Annotated in this window: 12 protein-coding genes and 4 tRNA genes; 11 read left to right on the forward strand and 5 right to left on the reverse strand. The window is 36.4% G+C overall.

From position 1 onward, the window contains the following. Positions 1 to 105: 105 nt before the first annotated feature. The 5 genes from DWB61_RS11480 (at position 106) to DWB61_RS11500 (ending at position 2950) form a co-directional block, all read left to right on the forward strand. A tRNA-Met gene (locus tag DWB61_RS11480) sits at positions 106 to 178 on the forward strand. 53 nt (positions 179 to 231) lie between these two features. Then, positions 232 to 304, forward strand: a tRNA-Met gene (locus DWB61_RS11485). Between the two features lie 57 nt (positions 305 to 361). Then, positions 362 to 434, forward strand: a tRNA-Met gene (locus DWB61_RS11490). 700 nt (positions 435 to 1134) lie between these two features. After that, positions 1135 to 1386, forward strand: a complete 252-nt coding sequence (locus DWB61_RS11495) for a GIY-YIG nuclease family protein (RefSeq protein WP_125031054.1) — start codon at positions 1135 to 1137, stop codon at positions 1384 to 1386. Positions 1387 to 1927: 541 nt separating this feature from the next. Next, complete coding sequence (locus tag DWB61_RS11500) at positions 1928 to 2950, forward strand: DUF6588 family protein (RefSeq protein ID WP_125031055.1); 1023 nt, start codon at positions 1928 to 1930, stop codon at positions 2948 to 2950. A 172-nt stretch (positions 2951 to 3122) separates the two neighbouring features. Here DWB61_RS11500 and DWB61_RS11505 read toward each other — a convergent pair. Continuing rightward, positions 3123 to 3196: transfer RNA gene (locus DWB61_RS11505), tRNA-Ile, on the reverse strand. Positions 3197 to 3294: 98 nt separating this feature from the next. On the opposite strand from DWB61_RS11505, the gene DWB61_RS11510 reads away from it, so the two are divergent. After that, complete coding sequence (locus DWB61_RS11510) at positions 3295 to 3927, forward strand: HAD family hydrolase (RefSeq protein WP_125031056.1); 633 nt, start codon at positions 3295 to 3297, stop codon at positions 3925 to 3927. A gap of 7 nt (positions 3928 to 3934) precedes the next feature. Here DWB61_RS11510 and DWB61_RS11515 read toward each other — a convergent pair whose 3' ends face one another. Both DWB61_RS11515 and DWB61_RS11520 read right to left on the reverse strand, forming a co-directional pair. Next, on the reverse strand, positions 3935 to 4615 hold the full coding sequence (locus DWB61_RS11515) for a hypothetical protein (RefSeq protein ID WP_125031057.1): 681 nt from the start codon (positions 4613 to 4615) through the stop codon (positions 3935 to 3937). 236 nt (positions 4616 to 4851) lie between these two features. Further along, on the reverse strand, positions 4852 to 6807 hold the full coding sequence (locus DWB61_RS11520; protein ID WP_125031058.1) for a flavodoxin-dependent (E)-4-hydroxy-3-methylbut-2-enyl-diphosphate synthase: 1956 nt from the start codon (positions 6805 to 6807) through the stop codon (positions 4852 to 4854). A 267-nt stretch (positions 6808 to 7074) separates the two neighbouring features. On the opposite strand from DWB61_RS11520, the gene gldA reads away from it, so the two are divergent. Both gldA and metK read left to right on the forward strand, forming a co-directional pair. Further along, positions 7075 to 7977 (forward strand): gliding motility-associated ABC transporter ATP-binding subunit GldA, encoded by a 903-nt coding sequence (gene gldA, locus DWB61_RS11525; RefSeq protein WP_125031059.1) that lies wholly within the window; start codon positions 7075 to 7077, stop codon positions 7975 to 7977. A gap of 326 nt (positions 7978 to 8303) precedes the next feature. Further along, a complete protein-coding gene (gene metK, locus DWB61_RS11530) occupies positions 8304 to 9560 on the forward strand; it encodes a methionine adenosyltransferase (protein WP_125031060.1) in 1257 nt (418 codons plus the stop codon). An 85-nt stretch (positions 9561 to 9645) separates the two neighbouring features. On the opposite strand, the gene DWB61_RS11535 is transcribed toward metK, so the two are convergent. Continuing rightward, on the reverse strand, positions 9646 to 11436 hold the full coding sequence (locus DWB61_RS11535; RefSeq protein WP_125031061.1) for an NACHT domain-containing protein: 1791 nt from the start codon (positions 11434 to 11436) through the stop codon (positions 9646 to 9648). A gap of 329 nt (positions 11437 to 11765) precedes the next feature. Here DWB61_RS11535 and DWB61_RS11540 point away from each other — a divergent pair, with 329 nt between their 5' ends. The 3 genes from DWB61_RS11540 to sucD all read left to right on the forward strand — a co-directional run bounded on the left by DWB61_RS11540 (position 11766) and on the right by sucD (position 15285). Then, complete coding sequence (locus DWB61_RS11540; RefSeq protein WP_125031062.1) at positions 11766 to 12248, forward strand: hypothetical protein; 483 nt, start codon at positions 11766 to 11768, stop codon at positions 12246 to 12248. Positions 12249 to 13181: 933 nt separating this feature from the next. Next, positions 13182 to 14354 carry an ADP-forming succinate--CoA ligase subunit beta gene (sucC, locus tag DWB61_RS11545; protein WP_125031063.1) on the forward strand — a complete coding sequence of 391 codons (1173 nt, stop codon included), beginning with the start codon at positions 13182 to 13184 and terminating at the stop codon, positions 14352 to 14354. A gap of 55 nt (positions 14355 to 14409) precedes the next feature. Continuing rightward, entirely contained in the window at positions 14410 to 15285 is an 876-nt protein-coding gene (sucD, locus tag DWB61_RS11550; protein WP_125031064.1) for a succinate--CoA ligase subunit alpha, read from the forward strand. An 80-nt stretch (positions 15286 to 15365) separates the two neighbouring features. Here sucD and DWB61_RS11555 read toward each other — a convergent pair whose 3' ends face one another. Continuing rightward, positions 15366 to 17255: a tetratricopeptide repeat-containing sensor histidine kinase gene (locus DWB61_RS11555; RefSeq protein WP_125031065.1), complete on the reverse strand. Its 1890-nt coding sequence runs from the start codon at positions 17253 to 17255 to the stop codon at positions 15366 to 15368. Position 17256 lies beyond the last annotated feature (1 nt).

The raw sequence follows: 17256 nt of genomic DNA on the forward strand, positions 1-17256 counted from the left end.
AGATTATCGCCATTCTATAAAAAATACTTGAATTACCTTGCATTAGTTTAAAAAGGGCGTATCTTTGCAATCGCAAATAAGAAAGATACCAATCTAAAGATATATTGCGGGGTGGAGCAGTTGGTAGCTCGTTGGGCTCATAACCCAAAGGTCATCAGTTCGAGTCTGATCCCCGCTACTTAGAAATTCAACGGAATTTCTTTTATCGACGAAAACATACTGAAAATATATTGCGGGGTGGAGCAGTTGGTAGCTCGTTGGGCTCATAACCCAAAGGTCATCAGTTCGAGTCTGATCCCCGCTACACAGAGAATCCTTTCGAGGATTCGTTTTCGTCGATTTCAACTTATTAAAAATATATTGCGGGGTGGAGCAGTTGGTAGCTCGTTGGGCTCATAACCCAAAGGTCATCAGTTCGAGTCTGATCCCCGCTACTTAGAGAAGCTCTTAACGAAAGTTAGGAGCTTTTTTTTATGCCCTAAATTCTACAAATAAGTTTCAACTAAAATATCCTTCGGATCATATCCGCCTAAGGCGGACAAGTTCGAATCCGATCCCCGCTACTTAGAGAAGCTCTTAACGAAAGTTAGGAGCTTTTTTTATGCCCTAAATTCTACAAATAAGTTTCAACTAAAATACCCTTTGGATCATATCCGCCTAAGGCGGACAAGTTCGAATCCGATCCCCGCTACTTAGAGAAGCTCTTAACGAAAGTTAGGAGCTTTTTTTATGCCCTAAATTCTACAAATAAGTTTCAACTAAAATACCCTTTGGATCATATCCGCCTAAGGCGGACAAGTTCGAATCTGATCCCCGCTACTTAGAGAAGCTCTTAACGAAAGTTAGGAGCTTTTTTTTATGCCCTAAATTCTACAAATAAGTTTCAACTAAAATACCCTTTGGATCATATCCGCCTAAGGCGGACAAGTTCGAATCCGATCCCCGCTACTCTAGAGAAGCTCTTAACGAAAGTTAGGAGCTTTTTTTATGCCCTAAATTCTACAAATAAGTTTCAACTAAAATACCCTTTGGATCATATCCGCCTAAGGCAGACAATAATTCAAGCCTAGCCTTCATCACTCCTGAAGTTTATTAAAACATAATTCGCAGCTTTTTTGTATCTTGATTTCTGCTATGTACACTGTTTACATTCTATACTCAAACAAATTTGATAAGATTTACATCGGGTGTACTTCAAATCTTGATGCTCGATTTAAATCTCATAATGAATTTGGCATAAAAGGCTGGACAATTAAATTCCGTCCTTGGGAGATTGTTCATACCCAAGAATTCGATTCAAAAAGAGAAGCTTTAGATCGGGAGAAACAACTCAAAGGTGGAAAAGGAAGGAAGTGGATCCGAAATGAAATTATTGCAAAACACTAATTAGGGATCATATCCGCCTAAGGCGGACAAGTTCGAATCCGATCCCCGCTACTTAGAGAAGCTCTTAACGAAAGTTAGGAGCTTTTTTTTATGCCCTAAATTCTACAAATAAGTTTCAACTAAAATATCCTTCGGATCATATCCGCCTAAGGCGGACAAGTTCGAGTCTGATCCCCGCTACTTAGAGAAGCTCTTAACGAAAGTTAGGAGCTTTTTTTTATGCCCTAAATTCTACAAATAAGTTTCAACTAAAATATCCTTCGGATCATATCCGCCTAAGGCGGACAAGTTCGAATCCGATCCCCGCTACTCGAGAGAAGCTCTTAACGAAAGTTAGGAGCTTTTTTTATGCCCTAAATTCTACAAATAAGTTTCAACTAAAATACCCTTTGGATCATATCCGCCTAAGGCGGACAAGTTCGAGTCTGATCCCCGCTACTTAGAAAAGCTATTTGTTTACATTCAATATTTACTTTAACTTGAGTAAAGCGAATCGCTGCCAACAAGTAGTTGTCTAAATATTCATTCTAAATAATATCCCATGAAAAAATTTATTCTACTTCTTTTTTTACTGATCCCTTTTTTAGGAAAATCTCAAGACATTGAGCAATTTCTTCTATCTGGAACCGAAGATGCTTCAAAACTTACCGAAAACTACGTAAACCCAGTTGCCAAAGGCTTTATGTATGGACTTAATAATGGTTGGTATACTACCGCAAGAACTCATAAGAAATTTGGTTTCGACATCACCTTGGTTGCTAACCTAGCACAAGTTCCAGGGAAAGATGAGATCTTTAACTTTGTTGCTTCTGATTACAAGAACCTAAGCCTGCAAAGTGGACCGAGTAAAATCCAAACCCTGTTTGGAGGTGAAAACACCACTGTACTTCAAGCTAAAATTGAAACTGATGGTGGTTCTTTTGATCTTGCGAATTTTAATATGCCTGATGGTATAGGTGACGATTTACCAATAAAAGCAGTCCCTTCTGCAACCCTTCAGGTAGGCATCGGAATCCCAGTAATCGACGCAGATCTAAAAATAAGATATCTACCCAAACTTGGAACTTCAGATCTGGAAACTGGCATGTTTGGAATAGGAATTCAAAAAAGCTTTAGTAAGTTATTGAAGATAGATAAAACGCCTTTTGATGTTTCTGCCCTGCTTGCATTTACAAACCTAAATGCTGAATATGATATTCAAGGAGATTCAGAATTTAACGGCTCTGGACAAAAATTGGAATTCTCAACCAACGCCTATACTATTCAGGCCATTGCCTCTGTAAATTTAAAACTAATCGAATTTTATGGCGCCCTTGGATACAATACGGCTAAAATGGATGTGAATATAAAAGGAACTTACGAATTAGAATATACAGAGGTCAATTCTGGATTGACAGTTGTTTCTGAAACATTAATTGATCCTGTATCTGTTGAATTTGATGCCAGTGGTGTAAGAGCAACAGTTGGAACTCGTTTAAATCTGGGCTTCTTTAAAATATTTGCCGATTATACTATGCAGGAATACAATACAATAACTGGAGGTATTGCTTTTAGTTTTAGATAAAATCCAATTTGAGATAAAATAAAGAGAGTGCCCTTAAAGGTCATTCTCTTTATTTTGGGCTCCAATTTTTCATCTTTAAAACAAGATTACGATTAAAAATCTCAATATTAAATATGGCTAGAGATAAAAAGCAAAAAGCAGCTACACCAAGTGTAACTGCTTTTATTGGGGGTGGGCCCACATGGGCTTGAACCATGGACCCCCTGATTATGAGTCAGGTGCTCTAACCAGCTGAGCTATAGGCCCGTCGAAAACAAGACGGTAAAAGTATTTTATTACCTTTGTTTTGCGACTGCAATGTTACATATTTGCATTGAATAATTCAAAAATTTTAAGAAAAAAATATGCCTAATTTTTCATCAATTCCAAATATAGTCTTCGATCTAGGTGGTGTCCTACTAAATATTAAGCCCGAAAATTCTGTTAATCAGTTTAAAGCGATAGGTTTGAATGACACTGATCGCATCCAACATGAATATCGAGAAAATGGTTTATTCGATCGTCTTGAAAAAGGCGAGGTGAGTCCTGAAGATTTCCGAAGCGAGATTCGTCAATATATCAATGCAGAGGTTAGCGACCAACAAATTGATCAAGCTTGGAATGCCATGTTGCTTGATTTCCCATACGAGAGACTTCTTTTGTTGCAGGAGCTAAAAAAAACACATAAGATTTTTTTACTAAGCAACACCAATAGCATCCATTGGGAATGCTATACCAAATTGATAAAAGAAAGCCACGGAGTTGAATTATCCGATTGTTTTGAGAAGGACTATTATTCTCACAATATGGGCTTACGCAAGCCTGACACAAGTATCTATAATGAACTTTTAAGAGCCGAAAAGCTGAAAGCTGAGGAAACCTTACTTATAGATGATATGTACTCTAATGTGGAGGCTGCTCGCTCTGTAGGTATGATTGCTCACCATCTCGATCTGGAAAATGGGGAAAGTGTTCTGGATCTATTTGCCAAGAATTAGATTGAACTTATTCTTTGATAAATTCTCCAATGGTATTATCGTAATTTACGTAGTATTTACCTGGAATTAAGTCATCGAATCGGACTTCATTTCCAAAACCATTGTAAATAAGATTACCAAACAAATCAAAGATCTCAAACTGAGTCGGAGCTGAAAATATCAGCTTCGATGTCACTTTTTTATTCACCAATGTGACTGGTTTAATTCTCGACTTGTATTGAATTGTATCCGAATAGTTGTCCTTCTCGGTATAATCAACCTGGTGAATTCGAAACATATTATCACCAGAATGAATGGGTACTTTTATCCTATAATGATTGACTCCATCAGTACCAACTCCTCTCAATTGCCCTACAGTAACCCATTTGTTCCATCGGTATTGCTGAATACTAAAAGGAAGAGATCCCGTCTCATTTGAACACTTCCAATTCAGGAATTGATCTTTATCGATAGATGCCTTTTTCATTTCGAAAGAACTCACAGCCTGTATGGCCTCCATATTAATAATAGACGGCGTTATTGAATCTTTATATCGTATACAGAAGTGTAAATCTTCACCAAGTTTAAAACCCATATGTGCCAAGTCAATTTCAAAGGCACTCGACTCCATATTCTCAGTATATTCCTTATCGTTGATAGAAATAGATTCGATGGTAAAACGACCCTCAATTTTTGCAAAAGGATTCATAACATAGACATTCGCCCCTGTAAAAACCCCTTTTATATTGAGTTCTTGAGATGAAGCTATGCTAGATATAAATAGACAAAAAACAAATAGTAATCTAAAATTCATATTCTTTAGTCCTTTTTTTTCAGAATGGGTCCAATTGTCAATATGCGCGTTTAAAATGGCTCTTAAAAATCAATTCAAGATAAGAAATTTAGATAAATGAATAGCCTTTTGAGATACTAATTAACATATTTTTACTTAGCATCTTTCCAATCGCCATTCTCTTTAATGATTTGAATCAATTCATCAATCGCATCCTCACTCAAAATATTCTTCTTTATCAGCTCCCTCGATTTGTATAATGACACTCTTCCAGCCCCTGCACCGACGTAGCCGTAATCTACATCTCCCATTTCTCCCGGTCCATTCACAATACAACCCATTACACCTATTTTAAGGTGAGATAAGTGTGCAAATTTTTTCTTTACCTCAGCAACCACATCTTGCAGCTTAAACAGGGTGCGGCCACATCCTGGGCATGAAATAAACTCTGTTTTAGATGTACGAACCCGAGCTGCCTGCAAAATACCGAAAGCACTTGCATTCAAATCCTCACGAGAGATATTTCCCGTATTGTTTAGACAAATACCATTCCCTAATCCATCTATGAACAAAGAACCCAAATCGCAAGCCGATTTCAACTGCAGATCTTCCAACTCATTTTCATTGAATAGTCGATGGAAAACCACTGGTGTCTTACAATTGAACTGAATTAACTTAAAAACGAAAGCACGTTGCTCTGCAAAAGCATTTTGATGCTTCGATTGGCAAATGATTACGGCTTTAGGATTAGCTTTTAGTTTATTAATAAAATCATCAGTAAGGTCAGAAAACTCGCAATTAACAAAATGAATATCAGATGAAAAAGAGCTCAAATCATCGTGCATGAAAACCTCAGATGAGAATAAGGGCTGAGCTAGCTCAGAATACTGAAAAGCATCTTCCCAACATTCCTGATCAACAATTAAACCCAATTCTTTTGGAAAATCACGAATCGCAGGATCAAAGCCATTCAAGTACATATAATTTGCCGCTAAATCACCCTTCTCCCACTCAAAAGTATCGACATTCATCTTATAACCTGCTTGCTCAGGGAAATCACTGCTAAAATGCCTCTCTAAACTAAAGTCTGAAATAACAATGGTTTGTTTTCGCCCTCCAATATTATTGACTTCTAGTGTTGATCGTTTATAAAAATCACAAAGGTTGATACCGCTATATGCAGGCGATTGAATTAGGCCATGATTCTCCTTCTCGAGAATATAATCCACCATTTTTTGGCCAACTGGCGATTCAATCTCTGGGTCTTCAGTCAATGAAATTCGAATGGTATCACCTAAACCATCGTTGAGCAAAGCACCCGTTCCAACAGCCGATTTAATTCGACCATCTTCTCCTTCGCCAGCCTCAGTTACCCCCAAATGTAAAGGAAAGTAAAGTTCTTCCTTATTCATTTCACTCACAAGCAAGCGAACGGTTTTCACCATCATCACGGTGTTGCTTGATTTAATGGAAATCGCAACATTACTAAACCTCTCATCTTTACAAATACGAAGAAATTCAAGTGTCGCCTCAACCATCCCGCGTGGCGTATCACCATAACGACTCATTATTCGATCTGAGAGTGAACCATGATTGGTTCCAATGCGAATAGCCGTCTTATTCTCTTTACAAATATTAATCAAAGGAATAAACTTGGCATGAATCTTATTTAAGCCCTCTTGATACATTTCTTCAGAGTATTCTGTCCCCTTCAAATCGGCTTTTTTGTCAACAAAGTTACCTGGGTTTACACGAATTTTATCCACATATTGAGCTGCAATAGTCGCTGCTTCAGGGTTAAAATGAATATCGGCAACCAAAGGTGTTTGATAGCCTTTCTCCAACAAACCCGCTTTGATATGTTTTAAGTTTTCAGCCTCTCTGGTTCCCTGTGTGGTCAATCGTACATATTCCGCACCCGACTCTATCATTCTGATAGCTTGCTCAACACTTGCCTGAACATTATTCGTGTCGGTATTAGTCATCGACTGCACACGGATAGGATGCAGAGCTCCTAGCGGTGTCTTTCCAATTTTGGTTTCGGAAGATAAACGTCGGGAATAATTAAATAAATCCTTGCAGAATGTATTGAGTTTCGAAATTGTCATGAACTTGATATTATAAACAACTCTTTCCTATATCTCATGCGATAAAGTCTATCTTAATGGATATAAAGCTGTAGGCAATTTGATATTGATAAATCTTAGTTTGATTCTATTTGATGTACAAATGTAAGCTATAAATTCTTAAATTTGAATTTCGAATAAGTAGGGATTTAATTATACATCCCAAACTGATCCATATAATGGAAGAACAATTCATTTGTGTTCATAAAATTACAATCAACATAGGAATCTGCGAGAAAAAATAAACCCATGTCAATACAAGTTAAAGAAGTCAGCAAATTTTATGGCAAACAAAAAGCATTAGACAGCTTGAGTTTTGAAATTTCAGATGCTGAGGTTGTTGGCTTCCTTGGACCCAATGGAGCTGGAAAATCAACCATGATGAAGATTATCACGGGTTTTCTGCCTCAAAGCTCAGGCGATGTCTTTGTAAATGGCTTGAATGTGATGGAGCATTCTCTGGAAATTCGAAAGCAAATTGGTTATCTGCCTGAGCACAACCCACTTTACTTGGATCTATATGTGAAAGAATATCTGGAATATGTGGCAGGCATCTACAAGCTAGGCAAAAAGAAAAAACAAAGAGTTAACGAAATGATTGAGCTCACAGGCTTAGGCTTGGAGCAAAAGAAAAAAATCGGCGCCCTATCAAAAGGTTACCGACAAAGAGTCGGATTGGCTCAGGCTCTCATTCACGATCCCAAAGTCTTGATTCTAGACGAACCCACTACAGGACTCGATCCCAACCAGCTGATTGAGGTACGTCAGCTTATTCAGGATATTGGGAAAGAAAAAACCGTGATGCTTTCAACTCATATCATGCAGGAAGTTGAAGCCATATGTGAGCGTGTTCTGATAATAAATAAGGGTCGACTGGTTGCCGATCAGGCTTCGAATAATATTCACAGCATTAAAGAATCCCACATGCTGGACTTGCAGTTTACCAGCGCAGTACCTCAAGCCTTCTTTCAATCTATTACAGGCATAACACATGTCGAAGCCTTAGCTAATCATCGCTACCAAGTGTCTGCAAAAACTGATGTACGCGAGCAGATTTTCCAAATGGCTGTCAGCAACAATTTAGTCCTCATTGAAATGAAATCTCAAGAAAGAAGCTTAGAGACTCTTTTCCAAGAACTTACCAGGCAATAAAGAGCTTAAAGTCCTAAATGCATAATCAACCTTGTTTGTTTCCGAAACTTTGCTTTCCTTTGCATCGAATTAAGTGGAAAGATTTGGCTGATTGCGACCACAGAAAAAAATGCTAAATGGTAATACTTACCCTATTACATTTTCTGTACATAGTACAACCAATGCTTTCCCGTATATTTTATTTATGAAAAGTACTTTAAGAAATGCCTTAAGTGCCTAAAGTAAAAAGTATTTAACGTTTAAAAACAATTTAAGCGGCTTACTTTTCAAACACTTTAAGTATTTAAAACTTAAGACACTCCATGTACTCTAAACATTAAAATGTTATGGGATATTTATTTACATCTGAATCTGTTTCAGAAGGACATCCAGATAAAGTTGCTGATCAAATTTCAGATGCTTTATTGGACAAATTTTTAGCTTTCGATCCAAACTCGAAAGTCGCTTGCGAAACTATGGTAACAACAGGACAAGTTATCTTAGCAGGGGAAGTAAAAACAAAAACTTATATCGATGCTCAGGAAGTTGCTCGTAATGTGATAAACCGAATTGGTTACACCAAAAGCGAGTACAAGTTCGATGGTACATCTTGTGGTGTGCTAACGGCTATTCACGAGCAATCAGACGATATCAACCGTGGTGTAGATCGTGAAGATCCAATGAGCCAGGGAGCGGGTGACCAAGGTATGATGTTTGGTTACGCTTGTAAAGAGACTGACGACTATATGCCTTTATCTCTTGAATTATCGCACCGTTTGTTGATGGAATTGGCTGAGATTCGTCGTGAGGGGAAAGATATGACCTACTTACGTCCCGATTCAAAATCACAGGTGACTATTCAGTATGCTGACGATGATACCATCGAAAGAGTACACACCATTGTGGTTTCAACTCAGCACGACGATTTTGGTCCTGATGATGAGACCATGTTGGCTAAGATTAAAAACGATGTTCGTACCATCTTAATCCCTCGTGTGATTAAAATGTTGCCAGCACGTGTTCAGGCTTTCTTCGATGCTGATTTTATTCTTCATGTGAACCCAACGGGTAAATTCGTAATTGGTGGTCCTCATGGTGATACAGGTCTTACAGGTCGTAAGATTATTGTTGATACTTACGGTGGAAAAGGTGCTCACGGTGGTGGTGCATTCTCAGGTAAAGATCCTTCGAAGGTAGACCGTTCTGCAGCTTATGCAGCTCGTCATATTGCGAAGAATCTTGTTGCAGCTGGTGTTGCTGACGAAATGTTAGTACAACTTTCGTATGCAATTGGTGTAGCTGAGCCTGTTGGTATCTATGTAGGCACTTATGGCAAGTGTAATGTTGATATGAGCAAAGGTGAAATTGCTGATAAGATTACTGAGATTTTCGACCTACGTCCTGCTGCTATCGAGCAACGTTTAAAACTACGTAACCCTATTTATGAGGAAACTGCTGCCTATGGTCATATGGGACGTACACCTCGCACTGTTGTGAAAACATTCGCTTCTCCTTATTTCGAAGATTTGGAACTTGAAGTAGAGCTTTTCACTTGGGAAAAACTAGACTATGTTGAGAAAGTGAAGGAAGCTTTTAAGCTTTAATCCCTTTTTCGAACTAGATAAAACAAAAGAGAGCATCCTGGTGGGTACTCTCTTTTTATTAAAATTTGCTAGCTTCTAAAGACCTCTACCTTTTCAACAATAAATCTTTGAGTCTTTTTTCAAAACATTTCTTACGTTCTTTTATTACTTTATTTATCTTAATAAGAACCTTTAACGGTTGCTTAGAAAACAAAATACCATTCATATACAACTCTTTAACAATTACATCAGTTGTTTTTAACGACTTTGTTTCATATGATGTTGTCAAGTTTTCCTTTAAGCTTAATGACTTTTGTTCTCTTACCCATTCACTTTGATCAATCAAGCTTAATTCTTTTTCTCTCAGATCAGGACATACATTCTGCAGAATAAAAAAGATCATCTCCCTATATTCTGCACTTAGAGGTGTTCCAAACAAATTCCCATTTTTAAATTCGAATTTTTTCCATATAATTTTTAAATATTTAAGGTATACGGTAATTCCAATATTCTTTTTTAAATGAATCTCATTAAGAAATTTTTCAATAAATGGTTGAATAACCTCAAAGTCTACAAACTCCTTATCCATCTCACGAGACAATTCAAAAACATCGTCATTATTAGCATACTTCATATACTTATTAAATAGCTCTATTTTCACCTCTTTATTTGACTCTACTATGAATTTTGCAGCAAAGTATTCCTGAAAAGATCGATGAGTAAAGTATAATGACAAACCATCTTCTATCAAAAGACTAACTGCTTGAAGTAAGTCTGTATACATGTTCTCTATTTCAAAATCAATACATGTAATATCCTTTGCTTGAACCAAATACTCTAAAACTTCATTTTTTGTGAACTTAAATTTTCGATCCTCATACGTTAAAATACAAAAAGTAGAAAACACTCTAGAAAATTCTAAACTATCTAATTTTGTTTCTCTTTTTCTCTTATATGCACCTTTGAAAGAATCATGTCTTTGAAATAATGCTTCAAATGCCTGATTATAAAAAACACTTGATTTACTAGGTATGTCAGCACTATATCCATAAGTAAGCATCATTATGGATAATAATAATGGATTAGATAAAAAAGATTCATGTTTAGTAAATAACCTCCCTTCAAGATCTTTTGAAAATTTAGATTTTAACTCTTCATCAGCAGGCAACTTTTTTATAAGCTTTAGACTCTGTTCAAGTGTTAATGGAATAATATTAAATGTTGAAAAGATATCTAATTCGGATAGCATAATATCTGGCCGTGTCGTCAATAAGATATCTATTGTGGGGTATTTATTTGTAAAATATTTAATCTCTTTTAAAAGAGCTAATTTTCTATTTTTATTAACTTCATCTAAACCATCAAGAAATAAAATAAAGTGTCCTTTATCCAAACCTTTAAAAAAGAATTTCTTATCAATTTTTAATCCAAAACTATTAGTTGTATCAACTAATAAATCTATAAGTGAAAATCTCGTATTATTTAGATCACGCAACTCAATAAAAACAGGAATCTGCTTCTTTTGTTTAAGTGAATCAATAAAAAGGTGCTTTAACATTATTGATTTTCCAGCTCCACCAGTACCAGAAATAATACTATGTGTATTAACATTCAATATCCCCTTAAGATTCGATGAGTTAATAATTATTTCTTCACATTTTATTCCCATTGGAACATAAAAATTATATAACTCAACTGGATTATCACGGATAAAAAAAGATTTTGATTTCCCATACCTATCATAAACTCTCTTTATATAGTCAGTATAGATAGTTCTTAACGAGAATTGAATATTATCAGCAGATCCTTTTAAAAAATCTCTTCCAACATTTACTATTCCTTTCATTTGATCAGATAACAACTCTGCTGTTACTTTATTGATGTCAAACTCTTCCATAATTAATTATTTCATCAGTAATTCAAGACAACAAAACTATTATTTATATCAACATTATACTTACATCACACTATAAATTTATTAACAAATAATAAACATCATAATATTTTTACCTTGCATATTATAAAAAGTATCTATCTAACTACACGTAGGATAATTATCCTATCGGTGTACAATATAAATTTCATAAGAGCAGATAACCATCCATCAAATATTATCAACAAATATTTTTATGAATATTTAACATCTCAATTATAATTTCGCCTAAGTATTTGATTTAACTTACATAAGTTTTAACCCAATGTACAATTAAAAACAAACAAACCCTTATGGAAAATGTAATTTCATTTCAACTTAGTGACGACGAAAAAACACAGTTAAACGATCACATAGCAGGCATTAATGCTATACTTTCGCCTAAGCTTCACACCCTAATTCCTGAAGAAAAAAGAGACCTACCTAAAATGGGTGATAAGACCGTAGCCTTTGTAGAAAAAGCCTTAGAATATGGCGAGCAATATCCTGGTTTTATGCCCAATTTTATTGATGTACCTGAGGCAAGAGTCAATTTTGAAACCGTGCGTGTTCTTCGTAACATAAACACACCACTAATGCGTATAGCAAACGAAATAGACGACACCATGACTTTGGCAGGCAGCCAAGCGTATTCTTCAGCTTTATCTATTTACAAAGTGCTTAAAAATGCAGCTAGTATGGGGCAACCTGGAGCTAAAGAAGCAACTAGCGAATTAAAGAACCGTTTCCCACGTGCAAAGAAAAAGTCAACAACAGCTCAAGAGGTCGTTGAATAAAAACGAATAATAATTAAACGGTAATAATCCCGAACCCCGTCGTTCGGGATTTTTAGTATCAGGATTTACAAATGCAAGCACATAAGCCTTCATTGCACAGCATCCTTCTTCAAAAAAGCTTCAAGCTTCCTTATCAATTGGTCATGCGCCTAGCTTTTTGAGAGATTCGTCTGGCTTTTTGCTAGGATTTCCTAGCTTTCTACTGCAATCACCTTCGCTTAAGATAGAACGGGTTGGCTATTTTGGAGGATGTTCTGGCTTTTTGCCAGAAGCGTGGGTAAAAAATGTAGATGAGCTTGGCTTTTTGCTAGGGTTTTGAAGTAAAAAGCTAGAATTATGGAGCTGAACAAATGGCACCCTTCTGTCCTTCGGACATTTACTCACAGAAAAAAATATTAGTGTGTTCGTGATCCATCGGATTCCCCTAAAAAGGGAGAAAATGATTTATTAATTTTGAATCAAATTATAACCATTATCAAACTCATAGATCAAAATACGAATTCCTTTCCCTATCAGGGAAAGTGCCGGCAGGCGATAGGGCAATATATTTTAAAATAAGAAATCTGGAGTTGCTTCCTTTATAAAAAGCTCCCTTTTCCGCATAAGCAGAAAGGGAGCTTTTAAATATTCTAACGTATGGGAATTCCAAACTCAGGCTTACTATAACAGATTAAAATCAGCCTATCTTTTTCACAAGATGTTAAAATGGAACAACTCTCAAACAAAGGAGATCCTCAAGTTGCTTTAAATGACCTCATTGATATTATCTATAAGAATTTAAGACAAAGAAGTCCGAAAAAAGGCTTCTCATCTTTTTATATTCATTCAGTTATTTATATATTTAAGTTCGTTAAAAAAACAAGGCTTGTTTTGAGTCATCATAAATCGACTTTTAACGAGTTAATCTAACTAAGCCACAATAATTATTAGCCCATGAAAATTCACGAATACCAAGCCAAGGAGATTTTAAGATCCTATGGTGTAGCTGTTCCCCAGGGAAAAATTGCCTTTACAGTACAAGAGGCTGAAGAAGCAGCAAAAGAAATAGGATTACCTGTCGTTGTTAAAGCACAAATTCACGCTGGAGGCCGCGGAAAAGGTGGAGGTGTCAAATTTGCACCCACTGCTCAAGATGTTCGCCAATATGCTAGTGATATATTAGGGATGACCCTAATCACACATCAAACGGGTCCTGAAGGACGATTGGTAAAAAAGGTCTGGATTGAAGAAGCTTCGAATATCGCGCATGAGTATTATGCGGGTATCGTTCTTGATCGTGCCTCATCAAAGGTAACCTTTATGGTTTCTACCGAAGGGGGAATGGAGATTGAGAAAGTTGCTGAAGAAACTCCTGATAAAATTCTTAAAGTTGGTGTTGATGCTTCAGTTGGGCTTCAAGCTTTCCAAGCCAGAGAAATGGCTTTTTCTTTGGGATTAACAGGCTCAGCTTTTAAAAACGGTGTGAAATTTTTCCTTGCTCTTTACAAAGCCTATATAGGAACCGATGCTTCTCTTTTCGAAATCAACCCATTGGTTGTAACCCAGGAAGGTGATGTTATCGCATTGGATGCTAAGGCAGATTTCGATAATAATGCGATGTACCGTCAGAAAACTTTGACGCCTCTTCGCGATTTTGACGAAGAAGAGCCATTGGAAATCGAGGCTGATAAATCAGGCCTTAACTATATCAAACTGGATGGTAACATTGGCTGTATGGTGAATGGTGCTGGTTTGGCTATGGGAACTATGGATATTATTAAGTTGACGGGTGGTGAACCAGCAAACTTCCTTGATGTTGGAGGATCAGCTTCAGCTGAAACAGTTGAGCAAGGTTTCCGCATCATCCTTTCAGATAAAAATGTAAAGGCTGTTTTAATTAATATTTTTGGCGGTATCGTTCGTTGCGATCGTGTTGCCAATGGCGTTATTCAAGCCATCAAAAATATCAATACCCAAGTACCTATTGTTGTTCGTTTACAAGGAACCAACGCCGAAGAAGGTAAAAAGCTTCTTGAGGAATCAGGCATGAATATTATTGCTGCCACAGAACTTAAAGATGCTGCTGAAAAAGTGGTTACTACATTAGGGCAAACAATTAGTAAGTAGGTAATTAGTATGGGTTCATGCTAAATGAACCATCACCATTAAAACAATCGACACAATGAGTGTATTAGTCAATAAAGATACAAGACTAGTGGTTCAGGGAATCACTGGCACAGAAGGGGGATTTCATACCCAACAAATGATAGAATATGGCACCAATGTAGTTGCTGGTGTTACGCCAGGTAAAGGTGGTCAGATGTTTATGGATAGCGTACCCGTTTTCGATACCGTGAAAGATGCAGTAAAAATTGCAAGCGCTAATGCTTCGGTTATTTTTGTTCCTCCAGCTTTTGCCGCTGATGCGATTATGGAAGCTGCCGATGCGGGTATAGAGCTTGTAGTGTGTATCACCGAAGGGATTCCTACTCTTGATATGATCAATGTACATGAGTTCCTTAAAAAGCGTCCTAAGACGACTTTAATTGGACCTAACTGCCCTGGTGTAATAACCCCAGGAGTAGCGAAGATTGGAATTATGCCGGGTTTTATTCATAAACCGGGTAAAATAGGTATTATTTCACGTTCAGGGACTCTAACATATGAGGCTGTTCATCAGCTGGGAAATGCGGGTTTTGGTCAATCAACGGCTATCGGTATTGGTGGTGATCCTATTATTGGAACCAAGCATATCGATGCAGTAAAACTATTAAATGAGGATCCTGAAACTGAGGCTATCGTTCTGATCGGTGAAATTGGTGGATCGGATGAAGAAACTGCTGCAGCTTATATTGCCAAGTATGTAAAAAAACCTGTCGTGGCTTTTATCGCTGGTCAAACAGCTCCTGAAGGCAAACGTATGGGACATGCTGGTGCGATTATCGCCGGAGGAAAAGGAACGGCTGCTGAAAAGATGGAAGCTCTTGCTGCTGCAGGTATTCACGTTGTGAAATCTCCTGCTGATATCGGAAACAAGATGAAAGAAGTTTTAGGGTAATCCTCAAAGCTTATCACCATACAAAAGCCGTTCTCTCCGAACGGCTTTTTCTTTATCTTTAATTCATGCAAATATTAAGTCTAATTACTGGAAAGAGGAATACTGAAACAAACTCTTGTGCCATGTAAATCTTTGTTCAATGTTTTAAGGTCAGTCACAACGATACTTAAGTCATTTTTTGAATAATAGTTATAAATCCTGACTCTGTCCTTCAATATTTCTGTTGCCATTGATTTATGAACATTATTTTGATTCTGAGCCTTCAATATACCGATTCCATTATCTTCAACAGTAAAGTCAATGCTATTACTCTCTTTATTCTTGAGTAAGCAAATTTTAATTTCAGCATCAGGATTGCTTCTCAATTCACCATGAATCAAGGCATTCTCTACAATAGGTTGCGCCAACATAGGAGGAATTCTGATTTCATCCAAATCAATCTCAGAATCAATATCAAATCGATAGCTAATACCATTTCCAAATCTTAAATTCTGCAATTCTACATAAGCAGCTAGAATATCCAATTCCTTTCGTACGGTAATATACTCATGGGTTGAATTCTCTAAAACACCACGAACCAATCCTGAAAGTTTCGACAAATAATTAAATGCCTTATCGTTTTCATTACTCAAAATAGAATCTTGAATCACTGTTAGTGAATTGAAAAGAAAATGAGGATTCATTTGACTTAATCGTATTTTTTGCTCCAAAGAAAGAGTCTGAAGCTTATTGCGATAGGATCTTGATCTCAAATAAAAAAGTATAAAAGCTGTAGCAAGAATTATAAAACAAATTAAAGACAAGAGCAAAATATTCTTTCTGCTTAAATCTATATTTTTAATAGCCAGTTCCTTTTCTTTAAGTTTTAAATTATGAGTAAACTCAAGCTCTGCTAATCTTTTGGTTCGACTCCCTGAGTTCAGGGAATCATGCAAAAATGTTGTTTTCTTATAGTAAAATAAAGCTTTGATTGGGTCATTAATTTTCTCATACAATTCTGTCTTTATCCTATAAAGATCCAATAAGTCATCATCAAGATTGTATTCTAGACAGATTTTTTCTCCTTTTTGGAGATTTACGATCGCCTCATCAAATCTTTCCATTTCAATCAAGCACTGTGCCAACCACTTATACGATTTAGGCAATCCCCACACATCATCCATCTTCAATCTTACATCCTCACATTCCTTATAATAGGTCAGGGCTTTTGTATAATTATTTTTATGAAATGCGACCTGCCCAAGGTTTAAGAGTATTGTCGCTTTTTGCTTAGGAGTTCCATATTCCTCATTTAAGGTATCTGCTTTATGTAAAAATACCAAAGCTTTTTCAAATTGCTCTTGTTCAAGATAAAGTACACCAAGGTTCATGTTTACTCTAGCTAATCTTGATCCATAATCCAACTTCTCCAATAACGACAAAGCAACAAGATAATACTCTTCAGCTTTTTTATAATCCGCGAAATCATGATAGATGCAGCCTATATTGAATTGAATACTTGCTATTCCTTTTTCAAAATTAATTGATTCATATATTTCTTTAGCTTCGAGATAGGTTTCAAGAGCAAGTTCTGCCTTATTAGTTCTCCTATAAACAATGGCCATATTATTGAATACCTTTCCGACATCAAGATTTTGCTTTGCCTTTTTAAACTCAGGTATCGCTTTATTGTAATGATAGAGAGCAGAATCAAATAAACCTTGATACATATAACTATTCCCTTGTTCCTTTTCTGCCAGCCCTATCACATTTGGATCTAAAGATTCTTTAGCCAGTTCAATAATTTTCTTTCCATACTTCGTGCTTATCGTATAAGAAGAGTCTCTCAAGCTTTTCATCTTCTTAATCGAATCCAAAAGCAGATCATAGTCTTTAGAGCTTTCAATGAGACTATCACCCAAATAAAAATTGCCTTTCAGGTTTAAACTAATAAACAGGATACAGAGATGAAGTAAAATTAATTTACGCATA

The sequence above is a fragment of the Ancylomarina euxina genome (assembly GCF_003863355.1).
Classification (GTDB): Bacteria; Bacteroidota; Bacteroidia; order Bacteroidales; family Marinifilaceae; genus Ancylomarina; species Ancylomarina euxinus.

Bases quoted from the DNA above. Each gene is read 5' to 3' on its own strand.
- gldA (WP_125031059.1), top strand. From the start codon at position 7,075: ATGTCAATACAAGTTAAAGAAGTCAGCAAATTTTATGGCAAACAAAAA.
- DWB61_RS11500 (WP_125031055.1), top strand. From the start codon at position 1,928: ATGAAAAAATTTATTCTACTTCTTTTTTTACTGATCCCTTTTTTAGGA.
- sucC (WP_125031063.1), top strand. From the start codon at position 13,182: ATGAAAATTCACGAATACCAAGCCAAGGAGATTTTAAGATCCTATGGT.
- DWB61_RS11495 (WP_125031054.1), top strand. From the start codon at position 1,135: ATGTACACTGTTTACATTCTATACTCAAACAAATTTGATAAGATTTAC.
- DWB61_RS11520 (WP_125031058.1), bottom strand. From the start codon at position 6,807: ATGACAATTTCGAAACTCAATACATTCTGCAAGGATTTATTTAATTAT.
- DWB61_RS11540 (WP_125031062.1), top strand. From the start codon at position 11,766: ATGGAAAATGTAATTTCATTTCAACTTAGTGACGACGAAAAAACACAG.
- metK (WP_125031060.1), top strand. From the start codon at position 8,304: ATGGGATATTTATTTACATCTGAATCTGTTTCAGAAGGACATCCAGAT.
- DWB61_RS11515 (WP_125031057.1), bottom strand. From the start codon at position 4,615: ATGAATCCTTTTGCAAAAATTGAGGGTCGTTTTACCATCGAATCTATT.
- DWB61_RS11510 (WP_125031056.1), top strand. From the start codon at position 3,295: ATGCCTAATTTTTCATCAATTCCAAATATAGTCTTCGATCTAGGTGGT.
- DWB61_RS11555 (WP_125031065.1), bottom strand. From the start codon at position 17,255: ATGCGTAAATTAATTTTACTTCATCTCTGTATCCTGTTTATTAGTTTA.
- DWB61_RS11535 (WP_125031061.1), bottom strand. From the start codon at position 11,436: ATGGAAGAGTTTGACATCAATAAAGTAACAGCAGAGTTGTTATCTGAT.
- sucD (WP_125031064.1), top strand. From the start codon at position 14,410: ATGAGTGTATTAGTCAATAAAGATACAAGACTAGTGGTTCAGGGAATC.